Annotated in this window: 19 protein-coding genes, 1 tRNA gene and 1 riboswitch; of the genes, 6 read left to right on the top strand and 14 right to left on the bottom strand. The window is 57.6% G+C overall.

What is annotated here, in order from left to right; all coding sequences use genetic code 11:
- Nucleotides 1-12: 12 nt before the first annotated feature.
- A complete protein-coding gene (locus FHP24_RS08480; RefSeq protein ID WP_139675459.1) occupies nucleotides 13-1896 on the bottom strand; it encodes a retron Ec67 family RNA-directed DNA polymerase/endonuclease in 1884 nt (627 codons plus the stop codon).
- Nucleotides 1897-2497: 601 nt separating this feature from the next.
- Between FHP24_RS08480 and FHP24_RS08485 the strand changes: the two genes are divergently transcribed.
- The gene (locus FHP24_RS08485; RefSeq protein WP_139675461.1) at nucleotides 2498-3430 is read left to right on the top strand and encodes a phosphatase PAP2 family protein; all 933 of its coding nucleotides are present in this window, start codon (nucleotides 2498-2500) and stop codon (nucleotides 3428-3430) included.
- A 221-nt stretch (nucleotides 3431-3651) separates the two neighbouring features.
- Here the strand turns inward: FHP24_RS08485 and FHP24_RS08490 are convergent, their stop codons facing one another.
- From FHP24_RS08490 to FHP24_RS08500, 3 genes are all read right to left on the bottom strand, one after another.
- A complete protein-coding gene (locus tag FHP24_RS08490) occupies nucleotides 3652-4848 on the bottom strand; it encodes a tyrosine-type recombinase/integrase (RefSeq protein WP_139675463.1) in 1197 nt (398 codons plus the stop codon).
- 209 nt (nucleotides 4849-5057) lie between these two features.
- Nucleotides 5058-5131 (bottom strand) — tRNA-Gly (locus tag FHP24_RS08495).
- 79 nt (nucleotides 5132-5210) lie between these two features.
- Entirely contained in the window at nucleotides 5211-6302 is a 1092-nt protein-coding gene (locus tag FHP24_RS08500) for a 2'-deoxycytidine 5'-triphosphate deaminase (protein ID WP_139675465.1), read from the bottom strand.
- A gap of 76 nt (nucleotides 6303-6378) precedes the next feature.
- A riboswitch (SAM riboswitch) is annotated at nucleotides 6379-6456 on the top strand.
- Between the two features lie 46 nt (nucleotides 6457-6502).
- On the opposite strand from FHP24_RS08500, the gene FHP24_RS08505 reads away from it, so the two are divergent.
- Nucleotides 6503-7681 carry an O-succinylhomoserine sulfhydrylase gene (locus FHP24_RS08505; RefSeq protein ID WP_139675467.1) on the top strand — a complete coding sequence of 393 codons (1179 nt, stop codon included), beginning with the start codon at nucleotides 6503-6505 and terminating at the stop codon, nucleotides 7679-7681.
- Nucleotides 7682-7899: 218 nt separating this feature from the next.
- The gene (gene apaG / locus FHP24_RS08510; RefSeq protein WP_139675469.1) at nucleotides 7900-8292 is read left to right on the top strand and encodes a Co2+/Mg2+ efflux protein ApaG; all 393 of its coding nucleotides are present in this window, start codon (nucleotides 7900-7902) and stop codon (nucleotides 8290-8292) included.
- A gap of 10 nt (nucleotides 8293-8302) precedes the next feature.
- Here the strand turns inward: apaG and FHP24_RS08515 are convergent, their stop codons facing one another.
- The 3 genes from FHP24_RS08515 to FHP24_RS08525 all read right to left on the bottom strand — a co-directional run bounded on the left by FHP24_RS08515 (nucleotide 8303) and on the right by FHP24_RS08525 (nucleotide 11649).
- Complete coding sequence (locus tag FHP24_RS08515) at nucleotides 8303-9289, bottom strand: Hsp33 family molecular chaperone (protein WP_139675471.1); 987 nt, start codon at nucleotides 9287-9289, stop codon at nucleotides 8303-8305.
- A 193-nt stretch (nucleotides 9290-9482) separates the two neighbouring features.
- The gene (argF, locus tag FHP24_RS08520; RefSeq protein ID WP_139675473.1) at nucleotides 9483-10400 is read right to left on the bottom strand and encodes an ornithine carbamoyltransferase; all 918 of its coding nucleotides are present in this window, start codon (nucleotides 10398-10400) and stop codon (nucleotides 9483-9485) included.
- 52 nt (nucleotides 10401-10452) lie between these two features.
- Nucleotides 10453-11649 carry an aspartate aminotransferase family protein gene (locus FHP24_RS08525; RefSeq protein ID WP_139675475.1) on the bottom strand — a complete coding sequence of 399 codons (1197 nt, stop codon included), beginning with the start codon at nucleotides 11647-11649 and terminating at the stop codon, nucleotides 10453-10455.
- A gap of 405 nt (nucleotides 11650-12054) precedes the next feature.
- Here FHP24_RS08525 and FHP24_RS08530 point away from each other — a divergent pair, with 405 nt between their 5' ends.
- Together FHP24_RS08530 and FHP24_RS08535 are read left to right on the top strand one after the other, a co-directional pair.
- On the top strand, nucleotides 12055-12591 hold the full coding sequence (locus FHP24_RS08530; RefSeq protein ID WP_139675477.1) for a GcrA family cell cycle regulator: 537 nt from the start codon (nucleotides 12055-12057) through the stop codon (nucleotides 12589-12591).
- A gap of 206 nt (nucleotides 12592-12797) precedes the next feature.
- Nucleotides 12798-13235: a PACE efflux transporter gene (locus tag FHP24_RS08535; protein ID WP_139675480.1), complete on the top strand. Its 438-nt coding sequence runs from the start codon at nucleotides 12798-12800 to the stop codon at nucleotides 13233-13235.
- A 65-nt stretch (nucleotides 13236-13300) separates the two neighbouring features.
- On the opposite strand, the gene phoB is transcribed toward FHP24_RS08535, so the two are convergent.
- The 7 genes from phoB to phoR form a co-directional block, all read right to left on the bottom strand.
- The gene (gene phoB / locus FHP24_RS08540) at nucleotides 13301-13984 is read right to left on the bottom strand and encodes a phosphate regulon transcriptional regulator PhoB (protein WP_139675481.1); all 684 of its coding nucleotides are present in this window, start codon (nucleotides 13982-13984) and stop codon (nucleotides 13301-13303) included.
- A gap of 25 nt (nucleotides 13985-14009) precedes the next feature.
- Nucleotides 14010-14723 (bottom strand): phosphate signaling complex protein PhoU, encoded by a 714-nt coding sequence (gene phoU / locus FHP24_RS08545; protein WP_139675483.1) that lies wholly within the window; start codon nucleotides 14721-14723, stop codon nucleotides 14010-14012.
- Between the two features lie 47 nt (nucleotides 14724-14770).
- Nucleotides 14771-15586, bottom strand: a complete 816-nt coding sequence (gene pstB / locus FHP24_RS08550) for a phosphate ABC transporter ATP-binding protein PstB (RefSeq protein WP_139675485.1) — start codon at nucleotides 15584-15586, stop codon at nucleotides 14771-14773.
- A 12-nt stretch (nucleotides 15587-15598) separates the two neighbouring features.
- Nucleotides 15599-16915, bottom strand: a complete 1317-nt coding sequence (gene pstA, locus FHP24_RS08555; protein WP_139675487.1) for a phosphate ABC transporter permease PstA — start codon at nucleotides 16913-16915, stop codon at nucleotides 15599-15601.
- Nucleotides 16912-18396, bottom strand: a complete 1485-nt coding sequence (gene pstC, locus FHP24_RS08560; protein WP_139675489.1) for a phosphate ABC transporter permease subunit PstC — start codon at nucleotides 18394-18396, stop codon at nucleotides 16912-16914. Before pstC ends, pstA begins: the two co-directional genes overlap by 4 nt.
- 168 nt (nucleotides 18397-18564) lie before the next feature.
- Complete coding sequence (locus tag FHP24_RS08565; RefSeq protein ID WP_139675491.1) at nucleotides 18565-19599, bottom strand: substrate-binding domain-containing protein; 1035 nt, start codon at nucleotides 19597-19599, stop codon at nucleotides 18565-18567.
- A 193-nt stretch (nucleotides 19600-19792) separates the two neighbouring features.
- Nucleotides 19793-21004, bottom strand: coding sequence for a phosphate regulon sensor histidine kinase PhoR (gene phoR / locus FHP24_RS08570; RefSeq protein ID WP_139676193.1), 1212 nt, complete (start codon nucleotides 21002-21004; stop codon nucleotides 19793-19795).
- A 229-nt stretch (nucleotides 21005-21233) separates the two neighbouring features.
- On the opposite strand from phoR, the gene ppk2 reads away from it, so the two are divergent.
- Nucleotides 21234-22112, top strand: coding sequence for a polyphosphate kinase 2 (ppk2, locus tag FHP24_RS08575; RefSeq protein ID WP_139675493.1), 879 nt, complete (start codon nucleotides 21234-21236; stop codon nucleotides 22110-22112).
- Nucleotides 22113-22139: the final 27 nt, after the last annotated feature.

Genomic DNA, 22139 nt, shown 5'->3' on the forward strand with positions numbered 1-22139 from the left:
GCTCGAATCTCCCTAGGGCACAGAGTTTAGTTTAGAATCGTAGTCGATAATTGCGCCCTCAATCGCGGCAAGTAGAGGCACGAAACCCGCCCAATCAATCGTCGTGCGCTTCGGACGAACAATTTGACCAACCAAATCAGCTTTGCCGAAATGCGTCGCGCTATCGAAGTCGTTATCTTTCGAAAATTTTCTTCCCCCGATGTCTTGTGCTGACAACCAAGCCGAATCGAAGAGGTCCTCGATAGCTGAGCTTGACGCGGAACTACCGAAGGGGATCTTTATTATATAAAGATTTGAAACAAGGTGATAAAAAGCAGCAGTGGTCTTTAAGTCTTTCTTCCACCTGTTCCCAGCAACACTAAGCACCGCGCGACCTTCATCATCATTGTCCACCACGATAATAACTGGATGCCTTGGGATAGTCTTAAACGGCTCCATAATTTTCGTGTATTCAGTAATGAATGGTTTCAGATTGGAGGCCCCCTCTCCTATCTGGTAGAATTTTCGCTTGTCCGTATGCTTGTAGAAGCTCGCCTTAACCTCACCGTCGCCTCCGGCATCGAAAAGCGTTGGAAATAACGCACCCAAACTCTTTATGGCTGCACTTATATAAAGCCCGTCGGTAATGCCTTCTCCGACAATTACGGGCTTCTCCATGCCGTGAAACGAACGGTAGTTCAGTAAATGTCGATACAATGTAGTAAACGATTTCTGCTGCTTGCAGAATTCGGCTTCACGTTCGCGAAATGCTACTGGCTGCTGTTTTTTTGGAAGATAGTCGATAGAAACTTTAAGTCGGCTGCGCCGTATTGAATAGATAAAGTCCATCCTTCCTTGAAGTTTGTAAGCCGGGAAGCGATGCCACTCTCCGTTTATTTTTTCATGACAAGTGCCCCCAGTGAAAAGGTGGTCGCACATGCTGCGAGCAAGCTTATAGTAGGTCGCAGACACATTGACGGCCTGATTCACAGTCAGGCCAGTGACATCTTGCCTCGATTTTGGAAGCTGCATTCGACTCTTGTCGTGATTGATCCGAAAGCCGGAGGCATAGACGCGGCCGACCAAACCATCACCAGCGACCCAACGGTCTGTGGTCCCTGAGACAAGTCGAGCAATTGCAGGAGAGAATGCTTTCTCGTTCGTGGAGAAAGTTAAGTCGTCAGCGTATCGTGTGTAGCTGCAGTTCCCATTTGCGGCCAATTTATTTAGCTGAACATCAAGAATGTGGCCGATGAAATTGGAGATAACGGGTGAGGTTGGAGCACCTTGCGGCAACTGATTTCGAAAACACACGAGTTGCGCAATCATCGTCGCGATTGCTGGATCAAGCTTGAAATTCTGGTCGGCAACAAAAAATGCTCTGACTCTACCGAAGCTAATCGATGGAAAGAAATCTTCCAGATCGGCGTTGAACACATAGCGTTTTTTAACGTGAACCGTAGCGTTGGTAGTAATACTGTATTTATCTTTGAAACCATGAGCTAAAACGCAGCTAGAAGGGTGCGAGCCATCAAATGCCGGATCGATCCGGCGCTGCTCTAGGTCGTTGTAGATTTCGGACAGCAGCCTTGCTAGCTTTCCCTGAATTCGCTTCAACCCGTCTTTAGGAGCAGTTATATGCCGCCACCCGCCATTTTTTTTAGGAATTTGGTAGTCAACATACTTCTGATGCGGTGCCGCCTTGTACAGCCAAAAGCTGAGAACCTTGGTTTGCTCCTTTAGCACTGCGGCCAATTGATCCAAGGACTTTACGTTTCTGAGTCTAGAGACCGACTGCGTGACTATAGGTGGCAAGGCTCGCGGATACTCGTTGGCGACCGTCAGGTGACGATAGGATTTTACAGTATAGCGGTCCGTACTGTATTCAGCATTGACCGTAACGGCGTAGTCAACCATCGCGAAACACGACAGAAAAATCTATCCGCGAGCAGAAGGGAAATTTGCTGAGTCGGAATCATCCGTCAATTGCATTTTTCAACGCACGGGCGAGCATGCGTAGATTTTCGGCTACGTGTTGTCCGCCTCGATAAAATCTGCTGACGCCTTAAGAACAGTGTACCCACCGGAAGGCCACCCTGCGGATCGGAGTGGGTTTTACGAGGTATGTTGGTTAGGCAGCAACGGGGCAAGGAGTAAGGAAATCTAGCTAATCCTTGTTATCTGTCGTCGCAGAACTAGATCGTTGATCGTCAAGCAGGTCTGCCCACCATTGCACCTTCGTCTCCAGCTGCTGGTGCTTTTTCGCCAACGATGGACCCAGCTAGCAGCCTTCGGGCCCCTCTCAACGGCATATGGTGCTGATGCGGGCGTGGTTAGGGCCGGGAGGACGTTTCTGTTAAATCTTTTGATAAACAAACCCGTTGAGGGATCACGGGCAGGCAGATTTCTCAAAGTCTAAAATTATGCATCAGAGCTTTTTCGGGCAAAACCAGCTTTCTTGAATTAACCCGGTTGCAACTTAATGGAGATATAGAGAGGTTGTTATCGGGAGCGTTGTATGCAAATCCTCCGAAATCCGCGCCACTTCCTCTTGGCCATTACGGTTTTTTCTTACGTATCCATTTATGGCTTGGCATTGGCTGTCGGCTTCAAGATCGATGTGCGGGATAGTCTGCAGAGTATAATCGGGATCGCCCTCATTACTGCCTCCCTCAGTCTGCTGGCATCAAGATTGCAGATGCAGGCACTACGCGCAGTAGCTGAATGTGTGGGGTGTGGTTTACTGCTGATTGCGCCCATCGCGCTGTCGACATATCTGGCTATAGGAACAAACCTTCCTCTGGCAGATGCGCAGCTCGCTGCTTGGGATCGCATGCTCGGTATCGAGTGGGTCACTTTGATGCGATGGATTGATGAGCGCGACTTGCTGTCACAATTTCTCAACTGGGCTTATCGGACATTCTCGTATCAGCTTCTACTCTGGCCGGTAGTCCTGATCCTTTGCAACAGAGTCGAGCGAGCCTATCAAATGGTAAGCGCATATGCTGTGCTGTGCCTCGCCTCCAGTGCGATGTCGATTTTGTGGCCAGCGGTGGGGACCTACACATATTACGGCTTCGATGCAGATAGCCTTGCTAATATAGATCGCACCTACGGCTATTATTTTCTCGACCAGTTTCATGCTGTCCGGGATAACCCGAACTTTGTGTGGAGGCTCGCGGAAAGCGTCGGCATTCTCACATTTCCGTCAGTCCATGCAGGCGTTGCTGTGCTGTGTGCGTGGGCGATGTGGGAGGTGCGCTTTTTCCGCTATCCGGTTCTTATGATTAACATAGGCATGGCAATTTCGGCGGTTCCAGACGCAAACCACTATGTGGTCGATGTGATAATGGGCTGTTGCGTAGCGTTGTACGCTGTTGCTTTTGTGGTCATGATGACGAGACGCAGATCGGCACCTGTTCTTCATTATGCCCGGATTGATGCTCGATAAGCATTTCTACCTTGTAACGGAAGTTGGCGAAATACCGCTCTGCCCTGTGGGTGTGGGTAACCCGTTCGGGCTGGTACCTGACGGATCGAGTAACAAAGTCACGATTATTTTTGTTGCTATGGTGTTGCTTTGAATCAAGATTCGGAGCGGTAAAATTTAGAAAAACCATTTAATAGCAACGGAGTATTGGAATTCTGGAAAAGGTGCAGCCAGCCCTTTGCTCAGTCTGACTTTATAGTGCGCGCTTCGTCGAGCATGTCAGCCCACCACTGCATCATCTTCACGCGCTCTTCCCAGTAGGTGGCGCGGTTGTAAACTCGGCGAACCTTGGAACCATCCAGATGCGCGAGTTGGGCCTCGATGGCATCAGGTTTGAATTCACCCGATTCGTTCAAAATGCTACTCGCGGACGAGCGGAAGCCATGCGCCGTATGCTCATCACCGCCGACCCCCATTCGCCGCAATGCCGAGTTCATAGAGTTCTCCGAAAGAAGCTTCTTGCCAGACATCATCGACGGGAACACGTAGACGCTCTCGCCGTACAGTTCCTGCATTTGCATGATTACTCCAACCGCTTGATGTGACAGCGGGATATGATGCTCACGACGCATCTTTGCCTTTGCTGCAGGTATCGTCCAAATAGCACTCTTGAGATCAAGCTCGCCCCACTCCATCGAACGCGTTTCTCCGGGACGCGCAAAGCACAGCGCCTGAATCTTCAGCGCTGCCACCAGCGACGGCCAACCTTCGTAGCCGTAAATCGCTCGCATGACGCCTCCAAGTTCGCGGCGTGTCGTTAAGGCGGGGTGGCTGGTAGGAACGTGACGCTGAAGCGCACCGCGCAGTGCCGATGTCGGATCCGCCTCGGCCCGCGCCGTTGCGATGGCGTAGCGGAATACACGCCCAATCGTCGAACGTGTGGCCAACGCGCTTTCGACCCTACCGCTTTTCTCAATGCTGGTGAGTACCGAAAGAACGTCCTTGGCTGTGATTTGCGTGATCGGGTATGGCGCAATTTTAGCTGCAAGAACCGTCAACATCCACGTATTTTTAGCGATGGTGGGTTCTGCTCGCCTATCTCGGCGGAGCTTGTCAATGAATTCTTCAGCGATCAGGCCAAACGTGTTGCCAGCAGCCGCCTTTGCTTCTAGTTGCTGCCGCTTCTTCGCGAGCGACGGGTCATGCCCCTCAGCCAGCTTTCTCTTAGCGTCGTCTTTGCGACCACGTGCCTCGGCGAGCCCCACGGCAGGGTACATGCCAAGCGTTAGGGTCTTTCGCTTGCCAAAATAAGAGTAGTCAAACCGCCACGACTTGCCGCCTGCCTTGGAAATGAAGAGATAAAGGCCGCCCCCATCTGGCAATTTGCGGGGCGCATCTGATGCCTTTGCATTACGTACTTGGATGTCAGTCAAAGCCATTTTACGGTATCGGCCCTCGCACAGCTCGCACAATACCGAGTTTTTTACCGTGAAATAGGCTGGATGTCACGCGCGACAAAACGCAAACATGGACAACCTGCTGCCGCCATCCGCAGCTTAACAACCGATCAAGCAGCTGTTTTCATTTACTTAAATAGACATCCATGGATGACCGTGGACGAATGACACAATTGATGGGGAGAGGTAGCTGGAGCGGGTGAAGGGAATCGAACCCTCGTATTCAGCTTGGGAAGCTGCTGCTCTACCATTGAGCTACACCCGCTTGCGCTTCGCAGGTTTCCAACAACGGATCGCGGCTGTCAAGACCGGTCAACATGCCCGGTCGGGGCCAAGCGTCACGTTCAGCCGCGGAAATGCTTGGAGAGTTTGAGGCCCTGCGCCTGATAGTTCGAGCCAAGGCCCGAGCCGTAGAGACCTTCCGGGTGCTCCAGCATGTGTTCGTAGACCAGCCGACCGACAATCTGGCTGTCTTCGAGGATGAACGGGACTTCGTGGCTGCGCACTTCGAGCACGGCTCGGCTGCCGCGGCCACCTGCGGCTTCATGTCCGAAGCCGGGATCGAAGAAACCGGCATAGTGGACGCGGAATTCACCGACCAGCGGGTCAAAGGGCGTCATTTCGGCGGCATAAAGCGGCGGTACATGCACTGCCTCGCGCGAAACGAGAATATAGAACTCGTCCGGGTCGAGGATCAGCTCGTTGCGGCCGCGGCTATAAAGCGGCTCCCAGAAATCGAAAAGGTCGTGCTGGGCCTTCTTGTCGACATCGACAACGGCGGTGTGGTGCTTGCCGCGATAGCCGATCAGACCGTTTGCATCGCCCTTCAGGTCGATCGACAAAGCGATGCCGCCGCCCGATACGTTCGGCGTTGCGGATGCGACCAGCGTTTCCTTTTCATGAAGATGCAGCAGCTCCGGTTCCGACAGAAGCGCGTTGCCGATGCGGAAACGGATCTGTGACAGGCGCGAACCCTGGCGCGCAACGATCGGGAAGGTGCGCGGCGAGATTTCGAGATAGAGCGGGCCGGAATAGCCGGCCGGGATCTTGTCGAATTCCTGGGCGTAATCGGTGATGACGCGGGTGAAGATATCGAGGCGGCCGGTGGACGACTTCGGGTTGGCCGAGGCGGACATCTCCGCCGGCAGATCGAGGCGTTCCATCAGCGGTACGATATAGACGCAGCCAGTTTCCAGCACTGCGCCTTCGGACAGATCTACAACATGCAGCTTCAGCCGATCAAGCTTGTCGGAGACGAGGCTGGATGGGCCGGGCATGAAACTGGCACGGACGCGAAACGCCTTCGAACCAAGACGCAGATCCAGGCTCGCCGGCTGGATCTGGTCACGATCGAGTTCGCGCTCGGCAATCAGCCGTCCCGTTTCGAAGAGCGCCGCGATTGCGCGGTCCGCCAGAATTCCCGTTTCGCGTGTCATGATATTTCTTTCAAATTTTGGCGGTGACAAAACCAAATACAGGCCATTGACGCAAGCAGATGCGAGGCGTAAGCCAGCTTTATCCCGTGGTGATTTGCCGGTCGGCTTGCAGCCACGTTAAACAAGTGGCTAAAAAGACCGGGTTGCTAAAACCGGTCTGCTTTTGCGGCCGGTTTTTTTGTTTTGGAATGGGGATTAGCATGACGAACAAATGGCGCCCGGCAACCACACTCGTTCACGGCGGTACGCTCCGCTCGCAATATGGCGAGATGTCGGAAGCGATCTATCTGACGCAGGGCTTTGCATATGACAGTTCGGAAGCGGCCGAGGCGCGCTTCAAGGGCGAGACCGAGGGCTATATCTACGCCCGTTACGGCAGCCCGACAAACGACATGTTCGAAAAGCGCATGTGCGCGCTGGAAGGTGCGGAAGAAGCCCGCGCCACGGCATCCGGCATGGCCGCCGTGTCTGCCGCGCTTTTGTGCCAGTTGAAGGCCGGCGATCATATCGTCGCAGCCCGCGCACTGTTCGGTTCCTGCCGCTGGGTGGTCGAGACGCTCGCTCCGCGTTACGGCATCGAATGCACGCTGGTCGACGGCCGCGACCTCGCTAACTGGGAAGCCGCGATCCAGAAGAATACCAAGGTGTTCTTCCTCGAGAGCCCGACCAACCCGACGCTCGAAATCGTCGATATCGCAGGCGTGGCCAAGTTGGCCAACCAGATCGGCGCCAAGGTCGTGGTCGACAACGTGTTTGCGACGCCACTCTTCCAGAAGCCTCTGGAACTCGGCGCCCATATCGTCGTCTATTCGGCCACCAAGCATATCGACGGCCAGGGCCGCAGCCTTGCCGGCGTCATCCTGTCGGACAGCGAATGGGTGACCGAGCATCTGCAGGACTATTACCGCCATACCGGCCCGGCGATGTCGCCGTTCACCGCCTGGACGCTGATCAAGGGACTTGAAACCCTGCCGATCCGCGTCAAGGCGCAGACGGACAACGCCTCGAAAATCGCAGACTTCCTCGCCGAGCACAAACATGTCGCCAAGGTCATCTATCCCGGCCGCAAGGACCATCCGCAGGCGGATATCATCGCCAAGCAGATGACCGGCGGCTCGACCCTGATCTGCTTCGAACTGAAGGGCGGCAAGGAAGCGGCCTTCAAGCTGCAGAACGCTCTGGACGTGGTGACGATTTCCAACAATCTGGGCGACACGCGCAGCCTGATCACGCATCCAGCGACGACGACGCACAAGAACCTCACCGACGAGGCGCGTGCCGAACTCGGCATTTCGCCGGGGACCGTGCGCTTCTCGGCCGGCATCGAAGACGGCGAGGATCTGCTGGAAGATTTCGCCAAGGCGCTGGCGGCGATCTGAGGCTTTTCAGTCTATCGATATGGTGAATTCGAAAGCCGGATTCACCATATCAGTTATCCCTAATTCCAAGAACAGATCACAGTTTCTCGCGTAAACCGCGAGTTTTCTTGACGTTTGCGGCCTCTTGTACGATATGCGGGGATGTAGATTGCAGGTTCTACAGCCTGGCTCGCTTACAATAAACGATGTCCGGCGCTGTAGTTTTGAGGTGTTTGTCCATGTACCGCGCCCGGACAAGAGATATAGAAGTTGCCGTAGAGCCGTTCTATCTGGAAGATCAATCCAGTCCGGAAGAGAGCCGCTATGTCTGGGGCTATCGCATCGTCATCGAAAACCATTCGATCCATACGGTGAAGCTCGTTCACCGGTATTGGCATATCACCGACCAGAACGGCCTTGTCGATGAGGTCGATGGCCTTGGCGTCGTCGGCGAACAGCCGCGGCTGCAACCGGGCGACAGCTATGAATATTCTTCGGGCTGCCCACTCGACACGCCATCCGGATTGATGTTCGGCTATTACGACATGCAGACGGAAGAAGGCGAGGTGTTCAAGGTTGACATTCCCGCCTTCTCGCTGGATTCACCCGGCCTGAACCGGGTGCTGAACTGAGATTTTCGGCTCAGGCCGGCGCGAATTCCGCCATTTCGTAACGATAGGTCGTCGAGCAGAACTCGCAGGTGACGGCGATCTGACCATCCTCCTCGCTCGCCTCGATTTCTTCGGCGGTGAAGCCGGAGAGTACGCCCTTGATCTTTTCGCGTGAGCAGCCGCAGCGGTCGAAAACAGTCTGTGGATCGTAAACCCGCACTCCGCGCTCGTGGAACAACCGGTAGAGAAGCCGCTCGGTGGCGACCTGCGGATCCGTAAGTTCGTCGGTGTCGATCGTTTCGACCAGCGACCGTGCCTCGCTCCAGGTGTCATCCGCCAGATCGGTCTCGCGCTCGTCGCCATCACCACCATGAAGATCCGGATGGCGCATGCGCTCCGGAGCTTGCGGCAGAAACTGCGCGATCAAGCCACCTGCCCGCCAGTTATGGCGCGGTTTGCCATCCTCATCGCGGTCGAAAAGCTCGGCCACGCCAAGGCGGACACGGGTCGGGATCTGCTCGGACTGACGGAAATAGACGCCGGCAATTTCTTCCAGCGACGAGCCGTCCATCGGCACGATACCCTGATAGGGCTGCATGCCGCGTCCCTGATCGATGGTGAAGGCAAGCACGCCGTTGCCGAGAAGCTCCGGTGGCGACGTTCTGCCATCCTGGACGGCAGCGGCAAGCGCATGTTCGTCGTAACGAGCATAGGCGCGCAGCGCGTCGGGCGCGGAGAAGTCAGCCACCAGAAGATCGACCGGACCGTCGCCCTTGGTCTGGACGGTGAACTTTCCTTCAAACTTGAGCGAGGTGCCAAGCAGCGCCGTCAGCACGACCGCTTCGGCAAGCAGCCTTGCGACCGGCGCCGGATAATCATGGCGACCAAGGATGGTATTGAGGAGCGGACCAAGCTGCACCGCGCGGCCACGAACATCCAGACCTTCGACCTGGAAGGGAATTACCCTGTCGTCACCGGCAAAGTGGAGGTCGTTTAATTCCACAGTTGCTTCCGCCATCATCTCACTCCTTCACGCCGAGGTTCTCGGGCCTTGCCCCCGACCTTTACACAAACGGGCTCGAAAGCGGAACCGCTGGCCGCAGGAAAGTAACAGGGGTGTCTGTTGAAGCGCCGACATCAGCACAGCGCGTTTTGAAAGCCGACAGATGGTGCCGGCTTCAGGCCAATTCAAGACCGCAAGTGGTGCAGGATCAGACCGCGCCGAAGCACCAGGCCAGGATGGACTTCTGCGCATGAAGCCGGTTTTCCGCCTCGTCGAAGACAACCGACTGGGGACCGTCGATCACCGCATCCGTGACTTCTTCGCCCCGATGGGCCGGCAGGCAGTGCATGAACAGTGCATCAGCCTTGGCCTGCTTCATCAGTGCCTCGTTGACCTGATAGGGCTGGAAGATGTTGTGACCACGCGCCTTGTGCTCCTGGTTCATCGATACCCAGGTATCGGTGACGACGACATCGGCACCGGCGACGGCGCGCTCGACATCATGGGTGAGCATGATCTCGCCGCCGTTGTTGCGCGCCCAGTTCAAAAATTTGTCATGCGGCTCCGAGCCCATCGGAACGGCCATGTTCATCTTGTAACCGAAACGGGCGGACCCTTCGACCAGCGAATGCAGTACATTGTTGCCGTCACCCGTCCAGGCGATCGTCTTGCCGGTGATAGGGCCGCGATGTTCTTCGAACGTCATCAGGTCGGCCATGATCTGGCAGGGGTGCGTGTCGTCGGTCAGCGCATTGATGACCGGCACCGTCGCATGTTCCGCCAGCTCCAGAAGGCGCTTGTGATCGGTGGTGCGGATCATGATGGCATCGACGTAACGGGAAAGAACCTTGGCCGTGTCTCCGATCGTTTCGGCGCGGCCGAGCTGCATCTCGGTGCCCGACAGGAAGAGCGTCTCGCCGCCCAGCTGGCGCATGCCGACATCGAAGGACACGCGCGTGCGGGTGGAGGGTTTCTCGAAGATCATTGCCAGCATCTTGCCGGCCAGGGGCTTGTCCGCCGTGCCGGCCTTGGTGGCCTGCTTGCGGGTCTTCGCATCATCGAGGATAGAGCGCAGATCGACCGCAGAAACGGCGGAGAGATCGAGAAAATGCTTGGGAGATGCCATTACCTTGTTCCCTTGGGGAGGGAACCGGAAAAGGTGCCCTCTCTACGTATCCTTAAGCGGATTTTTTCAGCTGCTCAGCGGTCAATGTCTCTGCGGCACGCTCGATGCGGCGAAGGCCTTCGCGTGCCTCTTCGGCGGTAACGACGAGCGGCGGCAGAATACGGACGACATTGTCGCCGGCCATCACGGCCAGCATCTTTTCGTCGCGCATGCCGGAAATAAGATCGCCAGCCGGTACCTTGGCTTTGATGCCGAGGAGAAGCCCTTCGCCACGGATTTCCTCGATCACGGCCGGGAACCGATCCTTGAGGGCCGCAAGGCCCTGGCGGAAGACAAGCGCTACGTCGCGCACGTTTTCAAGGAAACCGTCTGCCAGCACGATGTCGAGCACGGCATTACCGCAGGCCATGGCCAGCGGATTGCCGCCATAGGTCGTGCCGTGGATGCCGGGCTTCATTCCGGATGCTGCTTCTGCCGTGGCAAGGCAGGCGCCGAACGGGAAGCCGCCGCCGATGCCCTTGGCGATCGCCATTATATCGGGCGTGATACCGGCCCACTCATGCGCAAACAGCTTACCGGTGCGGCCGACGCCGGTCTGCACTTCGTCGAGGATCAGCAGCAGGCCTTTTTCGTCGCAGATGCGGCGCAATTCGCGCATGAATTCCTTCGGCACCGGGCGCACACCGCCCTCGCCCTGGATCGGCTCGATCAGCAGTGCGCCGGTGTTTTCGTTGATCGCCGCATTGAGTGCGTCGAGATCACCGAACGGAACCTGGTCGAAGCCCTGGGCTTTCGGACCGAAGCCCTCCATATATTTTTCCTGACCGCCGGCAGCGATCGTGGCGATCGTGCGGCCGTGGAAGGCACCTTCGAAGGTGATGATATGGAATTTTTCCGGATGACCCTTGGAGTAGTGATACCGGCGGGCAGTCTTGATGGCGCATTCCAGCGCTTCCGCGCCGGAATTGGTGAAAAACGCCTTGTCAGCGAATGTGGCTTCCGCCAGCCGGCGAGCCAGCCGCTCCTGCTCCGGGATTTCGTAGAGGTTGGACAGATGCCAGACCTTTTCGGCCTGCGACTTCAGCGCCTCCACCAGATGGGGATTGGCATGGCCGCAGGATGTAACCGCAACGCCCGCGCCGAAATCGAGATATCGCTCGCCACTTTCCGTCACAAGCCAAACGCCCTCACCGCGCTCAAAGCGCAGGGGAGCCCGGGCAAACGTGTCGAAAAGCGCAGTCTCAGCCATGGCGACATCACTCCTAAGGAGTCCGACAAGGGACATTCCAGAAAATCAAAATGCCGCCCTCGGGGCGGCGGCGGCACTATCGCCACTCAGACCTGCCATGTCAATAAAACTCACGGAAATATGGGGATTCGGAGTATTTTGCTGCGCGTTCACAACCCAACCGGTAGCTGTGGCATAAATGACTCTGTCGGACAGCAAGTTGGGGAAAACCCGGAAATCGATTCGCCGCGATTCCGAGGACTCTTGTCACGGAGTCTGCCGACCTCTAGGTTAAAGATCAATTACTAGACTGCATGCGGCGGAACTAGTCACCAAAAGCATAGATATAGTGCCTGTTGCGGAATGTTTCCGCGGCATTGGTGAGGGATTCTGCATGCCACCAACGTTCAAAGGCGGAGAACGGGCATGAACTGGACGGACGAGCGCGTCGAGAAACTGAAGAGATTGTGGTCGGAAGGCTTGAGCGCCAGCCAGATTGCTGCACAACTTGGAGGCGTAAGCCGCAATGCCGTGATCGGCAAGGTCCATCGTCTCAATCTGCCGGGTCGTGCGAAAGCCGGTGGGTCGATTGCGACAAACCGCGCAGCAAAGCGTCCAGCCGCCGCTGCTCCTCGCCCCCAGACCTTTGCAGCCCGCCCGGCAACGCGCCCTGTAGCCCGCCCGGTTGGCGCGACCGCACTTAAGGAAGAGGCCGAGTTCGAGATTTCCCAGGAGCTGGTCTATCGTCCGGCCTCCAACGTCGTCCTGCCGATCTCCCGCAAGCTCGCCCTGACGGAACTGACCGAACGCACCTGCAAATGGCCAGTCGGCGATCCGCTGACCGACGAGTTCCATTTCTGCGGTTGCGAGTCCCCGGACAATTCGCCGTATTGCACCTATCACGCAAAGCTCGCCTACCAGCCCGTCAACGAGCGTCGCAGGCCCAGCGCCGCACGCGGTTGATCGCTACAATTCAAAGATTACGATCAAGCGGGCTCAGGCCCGCTTTTTTTGTGCCTGCCGCCTGATCTTGCGCCTTGCGCAAAGCAGCCTTGTCGACCCGAACCTTGCCCGCGGCAACAGAAACACCTATTTAACAGCTGCGAGGACGACCTCCCCCAGAATGGGTATATGAGCCGGGACGACCCGGATAACCCACGGGGTCCCACATGCGTACGACACGCGACCGTATTCGCCACGCCATCAGTTTCGAACTCATCGGACTTGCAATCTTCACGCCGCTCGCAGCGTTCGTCTTCGGCTTGCCGGTCGAACATGTCGGCGTTGTCGGCATCGTTTCCGCGACACTCGCGACCGGATGGAACTACGTCTACAATCTCGGCTTCGACCACCTGATGCAGAAATTCCGCGGCAGCACGCAAAAGACAATCGCTTTGCGTGTGGCACATGCCGTGGTGTTCGAACTTGGTCTTCTGGTCGTGCTGATGCCGTTCATCGCCTGGTATCTCGGCATAAGCCTTATGCAGGCACTGGTGATGGATATAGCGTTTGCCCTGTTCTACCTGGTCTACGCATTCTTCTTCAATCTGGCCTACGACCGGGTGTTGCCTCTGCCTGAATGGCGGGAGAAGGTACAAGTCCAATAAGCAATCGACCCGGATGCGTTATGCGCTCCGGGCCGATCTAACTTTTGGTGCAGGGTAGGAAACGATCAGGATTCCATCGAATAACCGGCACCGCGGACGGTGCGGATGACATCCTGCATGTTGGAGAAATTGAGCGCCTTGCGCAGGCGACCGACATGCACGTCGACGGTGCGTTCGTCGACATAGATGTCATGGCCCCAGACGCCATCGAGCAGCTGCGAGCGTGAGAAAACGCGGCCGGGCGAGACCATCAGGAACTCCAGAAGACGGAATTCGGTCGGCCCGAGGCGCACTTCACGGCTCTTGCGATGAACGCGATGGGTTTCGCGATCAAGCTCGATATCGCCACAACGCAGCACGCTGGAGAGAACTTCCGGCTTGGCGCGGCGAAGCATCGCCTTGACGCGTGCCATCAGCTCGGGCGTCGAAAACGGCTTGACGACATAGTCGTCGGCACCGGTAGCGAGACCGCGAACACGTTCGCTTTCCTCGCCGCGCGCCGTCAGCATGATGACCGGCAGGCGCTCGGTTTCCGGCCGCATGCGCAGCCGCCGGCAAAGCTCGATGCCGGAAACGCCCGGAAGCATCCAGTCGAGGATGAGGAGATCGGGCGCACGTTCCTGCAGCCTGATCTCGGCTTCATCGCCTCTCAGAATGGTTTCGACCTCGTAACCCTCGGCTTCAAGGTTATAACGAAGGAGGACGCTAAGCGCCTCCTCGTCTTCCACGACCGCAATTCTTGGCTGCATGCTCAATACGCTCCGTCACACATACTCAGTCGGCGATAGCGCCGACCGTATTGGCCGTGTCGTCCTTCGGACGTTCGCCTTCCGGCACTGCACCCGTCGTCATGTAGTAGATGGTTTCCGCGATATTGGTCGCATGGTCACCGATGCGCTCGATGTTCTTGGCGCAGAATAGGAGATGAGTGCAGGTGGTGATGTTGCGCGGATCTTCCATCATATAGGTCAGAAGCTCGCGGAACAGCGACGTGTACATCGCGTCGATTTCTTCGTCGCGCAGACGGATCGCTTCCGCCTTTTCGGCCGAACGGCTGGCATAGACATCCAGCACGTCCTTCAGCTGAACTGCTGCGAGATCCGACAGATGCTCGAGACCGCGGGCCAGCTTGCGCGGAACGCCAGTGCCCTGAACGGCAATAACGCGCTTTGCCGTGTTCTTGCCGAGATCGCCGACGCGTTCGAGGTCAGCTGCGATGCGCAGCGTACCGATGATTTCGCGCAGGTCGTTTGCAACCGGCTGGCGGCGCGCAATCGTAACGATCGCCTTGTCCTGGATCTCGCGCTCGGCGTGATCGAGAATGACGTCGTCGGAAATGACCTTCTGCGCCAGTGCAGAGTCGGAGTTGACCAGAGCGCGCACGGCATCGCCGCACATCTGCTCCGCCAGGCCGCCCATTTCAGAAATGCGACGGCGCAGATACTTCAGTTCTTCGTCGTAGGCCGACAGGATATGACTTGATACCATCTTATTGTCCTCAAAATCCGTAACAGCGGGCAACAGGCGACGGCCAATCAGCCGAAGCGGCCCATGATGTAATCCTGGGTGCGCTGGTCATCCGGATTGGTGAACATCTTGTCGGTATCGTTCTCCTCGACCAGCTGGCCGAGATGGAACATTGCGGTGCGCTGGGAAACGCGGGCGGCCTGCTGCATCGAGTGCGTGACGATGACGATCGTGTAGTTGGCACGCAGTTCGTGGATCAGCTCCTCGACCTTGGCGGTGGCGATCGGGTCGAGCGCCGAGCAGGGCTCGTCCATCAGGATGACTTCCGGAGAGACGGCGATGGCACGGGCGATGCAGAGACGCTGCTGCTGGCCGCCGGACAGGCCGGTGCCGCCTTCATGCAGACGATCCTTGACTTCGCCCCACAGGCCCGCACGCTGCAGGCTGGCTTCGACGATGGCATCCATCTCCGCCTTGCCGCGGGCAAGACCGTGGATGCGCGGGCCGTAGGAGATGTTTTCGTAGATCGACTTCGGGAACGGGTTCGGCTTCTGGAACACCATGCCGACACGGGCACGCAGTTCGACGACGTCGATTTCCTTGTCGTAGATATCATCGGTGTCGAGCGTGATCTTGCCGGTGACGCGGCAGTTCTCGATCGTGTCGTTCATGCGGTTCAAAGTTCGCAGGAAGGTCGACTTGCCGCAACCCGACGGGCCGATGAGCGCAGTTACCGTGTTTTCGCGGACGTTCAGGTTGACGTCGAAAAGCGCGCGCTTCTCGCCGTAATACACCGACACGTCCTTGCCAATCATCTTGTACGCGACTTCATTCATCTTCTTGTCCAGCGCCTTCTCAACTGCTGCTTCTGACAACATATTCATTGTGTCGATCTCCTACCACCGGCGTTCGAAACGCCGCCGCAACAGAATTGCGCCTACGTTCATGACAATGAGGAAAAGGAGCAGGATGATGATCGCTCCCGAGGTTCTTTCGACGAAGGCGCGTTCCGCCTCGTTTGCCCACATGTAGATCTGCACCGGCAGAGCCGTCGACGGATCCATCGGGGTCGTCGGATAGTTGGCGACGAAAGCGACCATGCCGATCAAAAGCAACGGCGCGGTTTCGCCGAGCGCATGCGCCAGGCCGATGATCGTGCCGGTCAGGATGCCCGGCATGGCAAGCGGCAGGACGTGATGGAAGATGGTCTGCATCTTCGAGGCGCCAAGGCCGAGAGCCGCCGCGCGGATCGAGGGCGGGACCGCCTTCAGAGCTGCGCGGGTGGCGATGATGATCGTCGGCAGGGTCATCAACGTCAGGACGAGACCACCGACCAGGGATGCAGAACGCGGCAGGCCCATGAAGTTGATGAAGACCGCCAGACCCAGCAGACCATACACGATCGACGGTACCGCTGCGAGGTTGTTGATGTTGACTTCGATCAGATCGGTGAACTTGTTCTTCGGTGCAAATTCCTCGAGGTAGATCGAGGCGGCAACACCGATCGGCAACGCAAGGACCAAGACGATCAGCATCATGTAGAATGAACCGATCAGGGCCACGCCGACGCCGGCGGCTTCCGGACGGCTGGAATTACCGTTGACGAAAATGCCGGTGTTGAAATGCTTGCCCAGCGCGCCGGCTTCGGCAAGCTGGTTCATCCAGCCGACCTGCTGGTCGGAAACCTTGCGGTTGTTTTCCGTGACCGTGAGGTCGATCTGTCCCTTGAAGGCACTGTCGACATCACCGGCTGCAAGCAAGGAGACTGTCTGTGTGGTGCCGACGATCTGCGGATTGGCGACAACCATGTCACGCAGCTGACCACGAACGGCATCCGAGATCATCTGGTTGACTGCGCGAAGACCTGCGCGGTCGCCTTCGGCAACACCGAGCGCCTTGGCAACGGCATTGCGGGCAATGAGCGGATAGTTCGCCGTCAACAGCTTCTGCGGATCGGTGGCGCGCTCATTGTCCTTGTCGATGATCTGTTCGGAAAACTCGACAGGAACGGTGATCATCGTCTGCTGGAAGGCGGTGTAACCCTTGGAAACGACCGACCACAGAAGCAGCGCCAGAAACAGAAGCCCGAAAGACAGGGCGGCAATGCCATAGGCGCGGAAGCGGCGTTCTGCAGCGTAGCGGCGCTTGATGCCGATATCGCGACGGGCGGGCTTCGCCAGGACGCCGGCGGGGGAAGAAACCACGTCGGTCATTCGTACTGCTCCCGGTATTTGCGCACAATGAAGAGCGCGTAGATATTGAGGCAAAGCGTGATCACGAAGAGCGTGATACCAAGCGCGAAGGCGACGAGCGTCTGCGGCGAGGTAAATTCAAGGTCGCCCGTCAGCTGGCTGACGATCTTGACGGTCACCGTGGTCATCGGCTCGAAGGGATTGAGCTGCATGCGGGCGGCAACACCGGCGGCAAGAACCACGATCATGGTTTCACCGATGGCGCGTGAGGCGGTCATCAGCAGAGCGCCGACGACACCCGGCAGAGCTGCCGGCATGACGACCTTCTTGATGGTTTCCGACTTGGTCGCGCCGAGACCGAGCGAACCGTCACGCAGTGCACGGGGCACGGCAGTGATGATGTCGTCGGACAGCGAGGAAACGTAGGGGATCAGCATGATACCCATGACGAAACCGGCCGTCAGAACGCTCTGCGCCTGGATGAAGTTCATGGCATTGCCGGTGACGATGCCGTTGATATCGGCCGACAGGTCACGCAGGAACGGACCGACCGTGGTCAGCGCGAAGAAGCCGTAGACGATGGTCGGAATGCCGGCGAGCACTTCGAGCAGCGGCTTGGCGACCGACCGAAGCCTCGGCGACGCGTATTCCGACATGTAGATCGCCGAGAACAGGCCGACCGGAACAGCGACGAGCATGGCGACGAGGCCGATGTAGAGCGTTCCTAGAAGCAGCGGGATAAGACCGAACTGGCCTTCCGACGCCGTGGTACCGGCTGCAGCAAAACGCGGATCCCAGACCGTGCCGAAGAAGAATTCCCAGGCCGGAACGCGGCCGAAGAAGTGGCCGGCTTCCGTCAACATCGACATGACGATGCCGACGGTCGTGATAATCGCGATCGACGAAGCGACAACCAGCGCGCCAAGGATGACACGTTCGACCCTGTTGCGAGCGCGGAAGCGATGCGAGATGCGGTTGTAGGAAAGACCGGCACCGATCAGAGCCACAATCAGGACAACAGCCGTCATGACACGGTTGCTGATCTTGTTCATCGCATTGAGATCGCCGGCGGATGCGACCATGTACGGCTCGGGATCACCGGCAAGCGCGACGCCCTTGGTACCGAGCGTATTGCGAAGTTCGGCAGGATTGCTGCCGACTCTGTCGATCTCTTCAAGCGTCAGGACATCCATGCCGCGAGCGAGCGATGAGACCATGCCGAAGGCAAGCCCCTGCTCCGCCACCGACCGGGCTTTCACGTCCTCGGGAAAGCCGCCGCGGACAGTGGAGTTGATATAAAAAGGGCTGGCAATCAGCCAAGCGGCGAGAACGACCGCCGCTGGCAGCACCGCGCAAATTGCGACGAACGCGCCATAATAGCCAGGGCGGGAATGTAGCTTGGAGGACAAGCCGCCGGCAATTGCCAGCGCATGTCGAGTCCCGACGACATAACAGACGACCGCAATGATCGCCAAAATCAACAAGATCAGTGGTGTGCTCATTAGAATCCCCCGGCCTACCGCCATCGGCGGCAGCCACTACCGCACAATTCCCATCACCGGAACCGAATTAGTTGCAAATACCCAAGTCAATTCAGGGTCGCCTTGCGAGGCGCCGACACAAAGCCGAAAAGAGACCGGCGCCGCCCAAAAGCGGCGCCGGATCGTTAATTACATGGTCTTGCCGGCGGCGAAGTCCTTACGGACCTGTTCGCGCTGATCGTCCGGAGCGGCAACGAGGCCGTATTCGGCGAGCGGGCTTTCCGGGCCAACCATATCGTCAGAGATGAAGAACTCGACGTATTCCTTCAGGCCCGGGATGACGCCCAGGTGAGCCTTCTTGACGTAGAAGAAGAGCGGGCGGGAAACCGGGTACTTGCCGGAGGAGATCGTTTCGGTCGAAGCGACGACGTTCGAAACGGTTGCAACCTTCAGCTTGTCCTTGTTGTTCTCATAGAAAGCCAGGCCGAAAACGCCGAGGCCGGTCTTGTTGGCAGCGATACGAGCGAGCGTTTCGGTGTAATCGCCGTCGATGTCTACAGCAACGCCGTCCTTACGGACTGCAACGCACTTGGCAGCAGCCTGCTTGGCATCGGTGATGAGAGCCTTGATGGCGTCAGTTGCGCCGGCTTCCTTGCAGCCTTCAGCCATGATCTTCTCTTCGAAGACTTCGCGGGTGCCGTGCTTGGAGCCCGGGATGTAGGCAGCGATCGGGCCCTTAGGCAGGGTAGCGTTGATGTCCGACCAGTTCTTGTAAGGGTTGGCGACGAGCTTGCCGTCAACAACAACTTCAGCGGCGAGAGCCTTGTAGAGATCCTTCGGCTCGATCTTCATGTCGCCGTTGGAGCTATCGGCAGCAAATACGATGCCGTCGTAACCGATGCGGATTTCCTGAACGTCGTTGACGCCAGCGGCCTTGCAGGCCTCGGCTTCGCTCTTGTTGATCGGACGCGAAGCGTTGGCAACGTCGATCGTGCCTTCACCAACGCCCGAGCAGAAAGCCTTCAGACCACCGCCTGTGCCGCCGGATTCAACAACCGGAGCCTTGAAGTTCGGGAAGGTCTCGGCAAAAGTTTCAGCAACGATCTTGGCGTACGGCAGAACGGTGGACGAGCCGGCAACCTGAACCTGGTCGCGCGCAGCGGCAACGCCGGCGAATGCGACAGAGGCCACGAGGGCAGCTGCAGAAAGTTTCAACATGTTCATCGATATTCTCCCATGATGGGTTTTGTGAAAGCGTCTGTCGCCGGCTTTCGCACCTGCCGGCTTCTGGCCCGCTCCTATTAGCGGTCCTTGACCTCAGCTTTTATGTCACTTCGATGAAACATTTGTGACAAATTAAGTATTTGATTTCAAATAATAAAAATGCTGCACACCAGTGCAATGCATCAGATTTATGTCAGAACCGCACGGTAAACTCGGATCCCTTGCCAAGTTCCGACTTCACAATCAGCCGCGCGCGGTGCCTGGTGAGGATATGCTTGACGATCGCAAGGCCTAGTCCGGTGCCTTTCTTTGATCGGCTGTCGGCCACGCTGACCCGATAAAAACGCTCGGTAAGTCGCGGCACATGCTCTGCAGGGATGCCCGGGCCGCGGTCAACGACACTGACCTCGACAGGTTGCGATGGCTCGTTGCGCAGGAAGACATCGACGAACTTGCCCTCCTGACCATATTTGCAGGCGTTCTCGATCAGGTTCTCGACAACCTCCACCAGTTCGTCGCGATCGCCCAGAACCTCGACCTTCTCATCCGGCAGATACAGGCGGATTTCGACTCCGAGTTCCTCGGCGAGCGGCAGCAGCGCATCACGGACATGACCGATAACCGGGCGCAGATCGACGGATTGATCCGGCGCGATATGGGATTTCAGTTCGAGCCTGGACAGCGAGAGAAGATCATCGACGAGGCGGCTCATCCGGGTCGCCTGATCCAGCATGATGCCGAGGAAACGCTCCTTCGCCGCATCATCGGAACGTGCCGGGCCCTGCATGGTTTCGATGAAACCGCGCAGCGAGGCAAGCGGCGTGCGTAGCTCGTGGCTGGCATTGGCGACGAAATCGGACCGCATGCGATCGAGACGGCGAAGCTCGGAAATATCCCTGAACGACAGCAGGAAAAGCTCTTCGCCCGCGTCCACGGGCTCGATAGGCGCGATCCGCAACAGGTAGACGCGCTCAGACGGGAGACGCTCGGAATGTTCGATCTGATTGGGTTCTCCCGTCGCGATCGTCTCGTTGACCATGTCGAGAATACCCGGCGAGCGCAGACGCGCGGAAAGGTGCGAGCCGATCGGCAGCAGGCCAAGCGCCCTTTCAGCAGCCTTGTTTTCCCATCGAACGACCGCTTCGGCATTCAACAACAGAACCGGGATATCGAGGGCCGAGAGCGTGGCTGCTATCCCTGGTAACGGATCCCGGGAGAACTCGTCTTCCTCGGTCTCATCAGGCTCCGGAACGGAAACAACGACCGGGCGACGTGCCGCGACGATGGCCACCAGGATCAGCCAGGCACCTGCGACCACGTACCACGACAGGCCCGCAGCAACAGCCGCGACTGCAACGACCGTCAACAGGAACAGGAGAAGCCATTCCCTTCTCACCGCAGCGATGAGACCTCCGCCTGCCTGCCCTGCACTCGACGCCATGACATCCTCAACTGAAGTCCGGGCCAGATTCCCGGTATTTGTCTGATAAACTTGCGTTCATATAAGTCTTCCATGACACTTGTGCATCAAAGCCTATGGAAAACCTATGTTGGAATGCCACCTTTCAGATAGCGTGGCGCCGAGGCGTATCGCGCCGCCACCATAGATGCCACAGGCAAAGAGGAGAGCAAGCATGTCAACAGGCGAAAGCAGGACGGTCGACCTGACGATCGGGGGAAAAAAGCGCCGGTTCGACATCGACGACCCAACTCTGCCGGGCTGGATCGACGAACGAGCGCTTTCCTCTGGAGACTATCCTTACGACGACAAGTTGAACCGGGACAAATACGAGAAGCAGCTGGAGAAGCTGCAGATCGAGCTGGTGAAGATGCAGTTCTGGATGCAGGCGACCGGAAAGCGGATGGTGGCACTGTTCGAGGGCCGGGACGCGGCCGGCAAGGGTGGAACGATCTTTTCCATCCGGACCTATCTCAATCCGCGCTCAGCGCGTGTCGTCGCCTTGACCAAACCGACGGAGACCGAGGCCGGGCAATGGTATTACCAGCGCTACGCGACGCATTTTCCAAGCAAGGGCGAGATCGTGCTCTACGACCGTTCCTGGTACAACCGTGCCGTGGTCGAGCCCGTGATGGGATTCTGCACGCCCGCTCAATATGACAGCTTCATGCGGGCGACGCCGCGCTTTGAAAAGCTGCTGGTGGAAGATGGTGTCCATTTCTTCAAGTTCTGGCTCGATATCGGCCAGGAAATGCAGCTGAAGCGGTTTCACGACCGACGCCACGATCCATTGAAGATCTGGAAGCTCTCGCCGATGGATGTCGCTGCACTGACGAAATGGGACCAGTATACCGAAAAGCGCAATAAAATGCTGGAGGAAACCCATACGAAGGACGCGCCCTGGGCGATCCTGCGGGCCAACGACAAGCGACGGTCACGGTTGAATGCGATCCGCCACATCCTGCTATCGCTCGATTATGAGGGCAAGGACAAGGACGCGATCGGCGAGATCGATGACAAGATCCTCGGTTTCGGACCGAAGTTTCTCAAGTAGCGGGCAATTTCCACCAGGGCTGCCGGG

The organism is Aliirhizobium smilacinae, assembly GCF_006335145.1.
Classification (GTDB): domain Bacteria; phylum Pseudomonadota; class Alphaproteobacteria; order Rhizobiales; family Rhizobiaceae; genus Neorhizobium; species Neorhizobium smilacinae.

What these genes read in the sequence shown, in the direction of transcription:
- FHP24_RS08480 (WP_139675459.1), bottom strand. Translation starts at nt 1,896, where the DNA reads ATGGTTGACTACGCCGTTACGGTCAATGCTGAATACAGTACGGACCGC.
- FHP24_RS08485 (WP_139675461.1), top strand. Translation starts at nt 2,498, where the DNA reads ATGCAAATCCTCCGAAATCCGCGCCACTTCCTCTTGGCCATTACGGTT.
- FHP24_RS08490 (WP_139675463.1), bottom strand. Translation starts at nt 4,848, where the DNA reads ATGGCTTTGACTGACATCCAAGTACGTAATGCAAAGGCATCAGATGCG.
- FHP24_RS08500 (WP_139675465.1), bottom strand. Translation starts at nt 6,302, where the DNA reads ATGACACGCGAAACGGGAATTCTGGCGGACCGCGCAATCGCGGCGCTC.
- FHP24_RS08505 (WP_139675467.1), top strand. Translation starts at nt 6,503, where the DNA reads ATGACGAACAAATGGCGCCCGGCAACCACACTCGTTCACGGCGGTACG.
- apaG (WP_139675469.1), top strand. Translation starts at nt 7,900, where the DNA reads ATGTACCGCGCCCGGACAAGAGATATAGAAGTTGCCGTAGAGCCGTTC.
- FHP24_RS08515 (WP_139675471.1), bottom strand. Translation starts at nt 9,289, where the DNA reads ATGGCGGAAGCAACTGTGGAATTAAACGACCTCCACTTTGCCGGTGAC.
- argF (WP_139675473.1), bottom strand. Translation starts at nt 10,400, where the DNA reads ATGGCATCTCCCAAGCATTTTCTCGATCTCTCCGCCGTTTCTGCGGTC.
- FHP24_RS08525 (WP_139675475.1), bottom strand. Translation starts at nt 11,649, where the DNA reads ATGGCTGAGACTGCGCTTTTCGACACGTTTGCCCGGGCTCCCCTGCGC.
- FHP24_RS08530 (WP_139675477.1), top strand. Translation starts at nt 12,055, where the DNA reads ATGAACTGGACGGACGAGCGCGTCGAGAAACTGAAGAGATTGTGGTCG.
- FHP24_RS08535 (WP_139675480.1), top strand. Translation starts at nt 12,798, where the DNA reads ATGCGTACGACACGCGACCGTATTCGCCACGCCATCAGTTTCGAACTC.
- phoB (WP_139675481.1), bottom strand. Translation starts at nt 13,984, where the DNA reads ATGCAGCCAAGAATTGCGGTCGTGGAAGACGAGGAGGCGCTTAGCGTC.
- phoU (WP_139675483.1), bottom strand. Translation starts at nt 14,723, where the DNA reads ATGGTATCAAGTCATATCCTGTCGGCCTACGACGAAGAACTGAAGTAT.
- pstB (WP_139675485.1), bottom strand. Translation starts at nt 15,586, where the DNA reads ATGAATATGTTGTCAGAAGCAGCAGTTGAGAAGGCGCTGGACAAGAAG.
- pstA (WP_139675487.1), bottom strand. Translation starts at nt 16,915, where the DNA reads ATGACCGACGTGGTTTCTTCCCCCGCCGGCGTCCTGGCGAAGCCCGCC.
- pstC (WP_139675489.1), bottom strand. Translation starts at nt 18,396, where the DNA reads ATGAGCACACCACTGATCTTGTTGATTTTGGCGATCATTGCGGTCGTC.
- FHP24_RS08565 (WP_139675491.1), bottom strand. Translation starts at nt 19,599, where the DNA reads ATGAACATGTTGAAACTTTCTGCAGCTGCCCTCGTGGCCTCTGTCGCA.
- ppk2 (WP_139675493.1), top strand. Translation starts at nt 21,234, where the DNA reads ATGTCAACAGGCGAAAGCAGGACGGTCGACCTGACGATCGGGGGAAAA.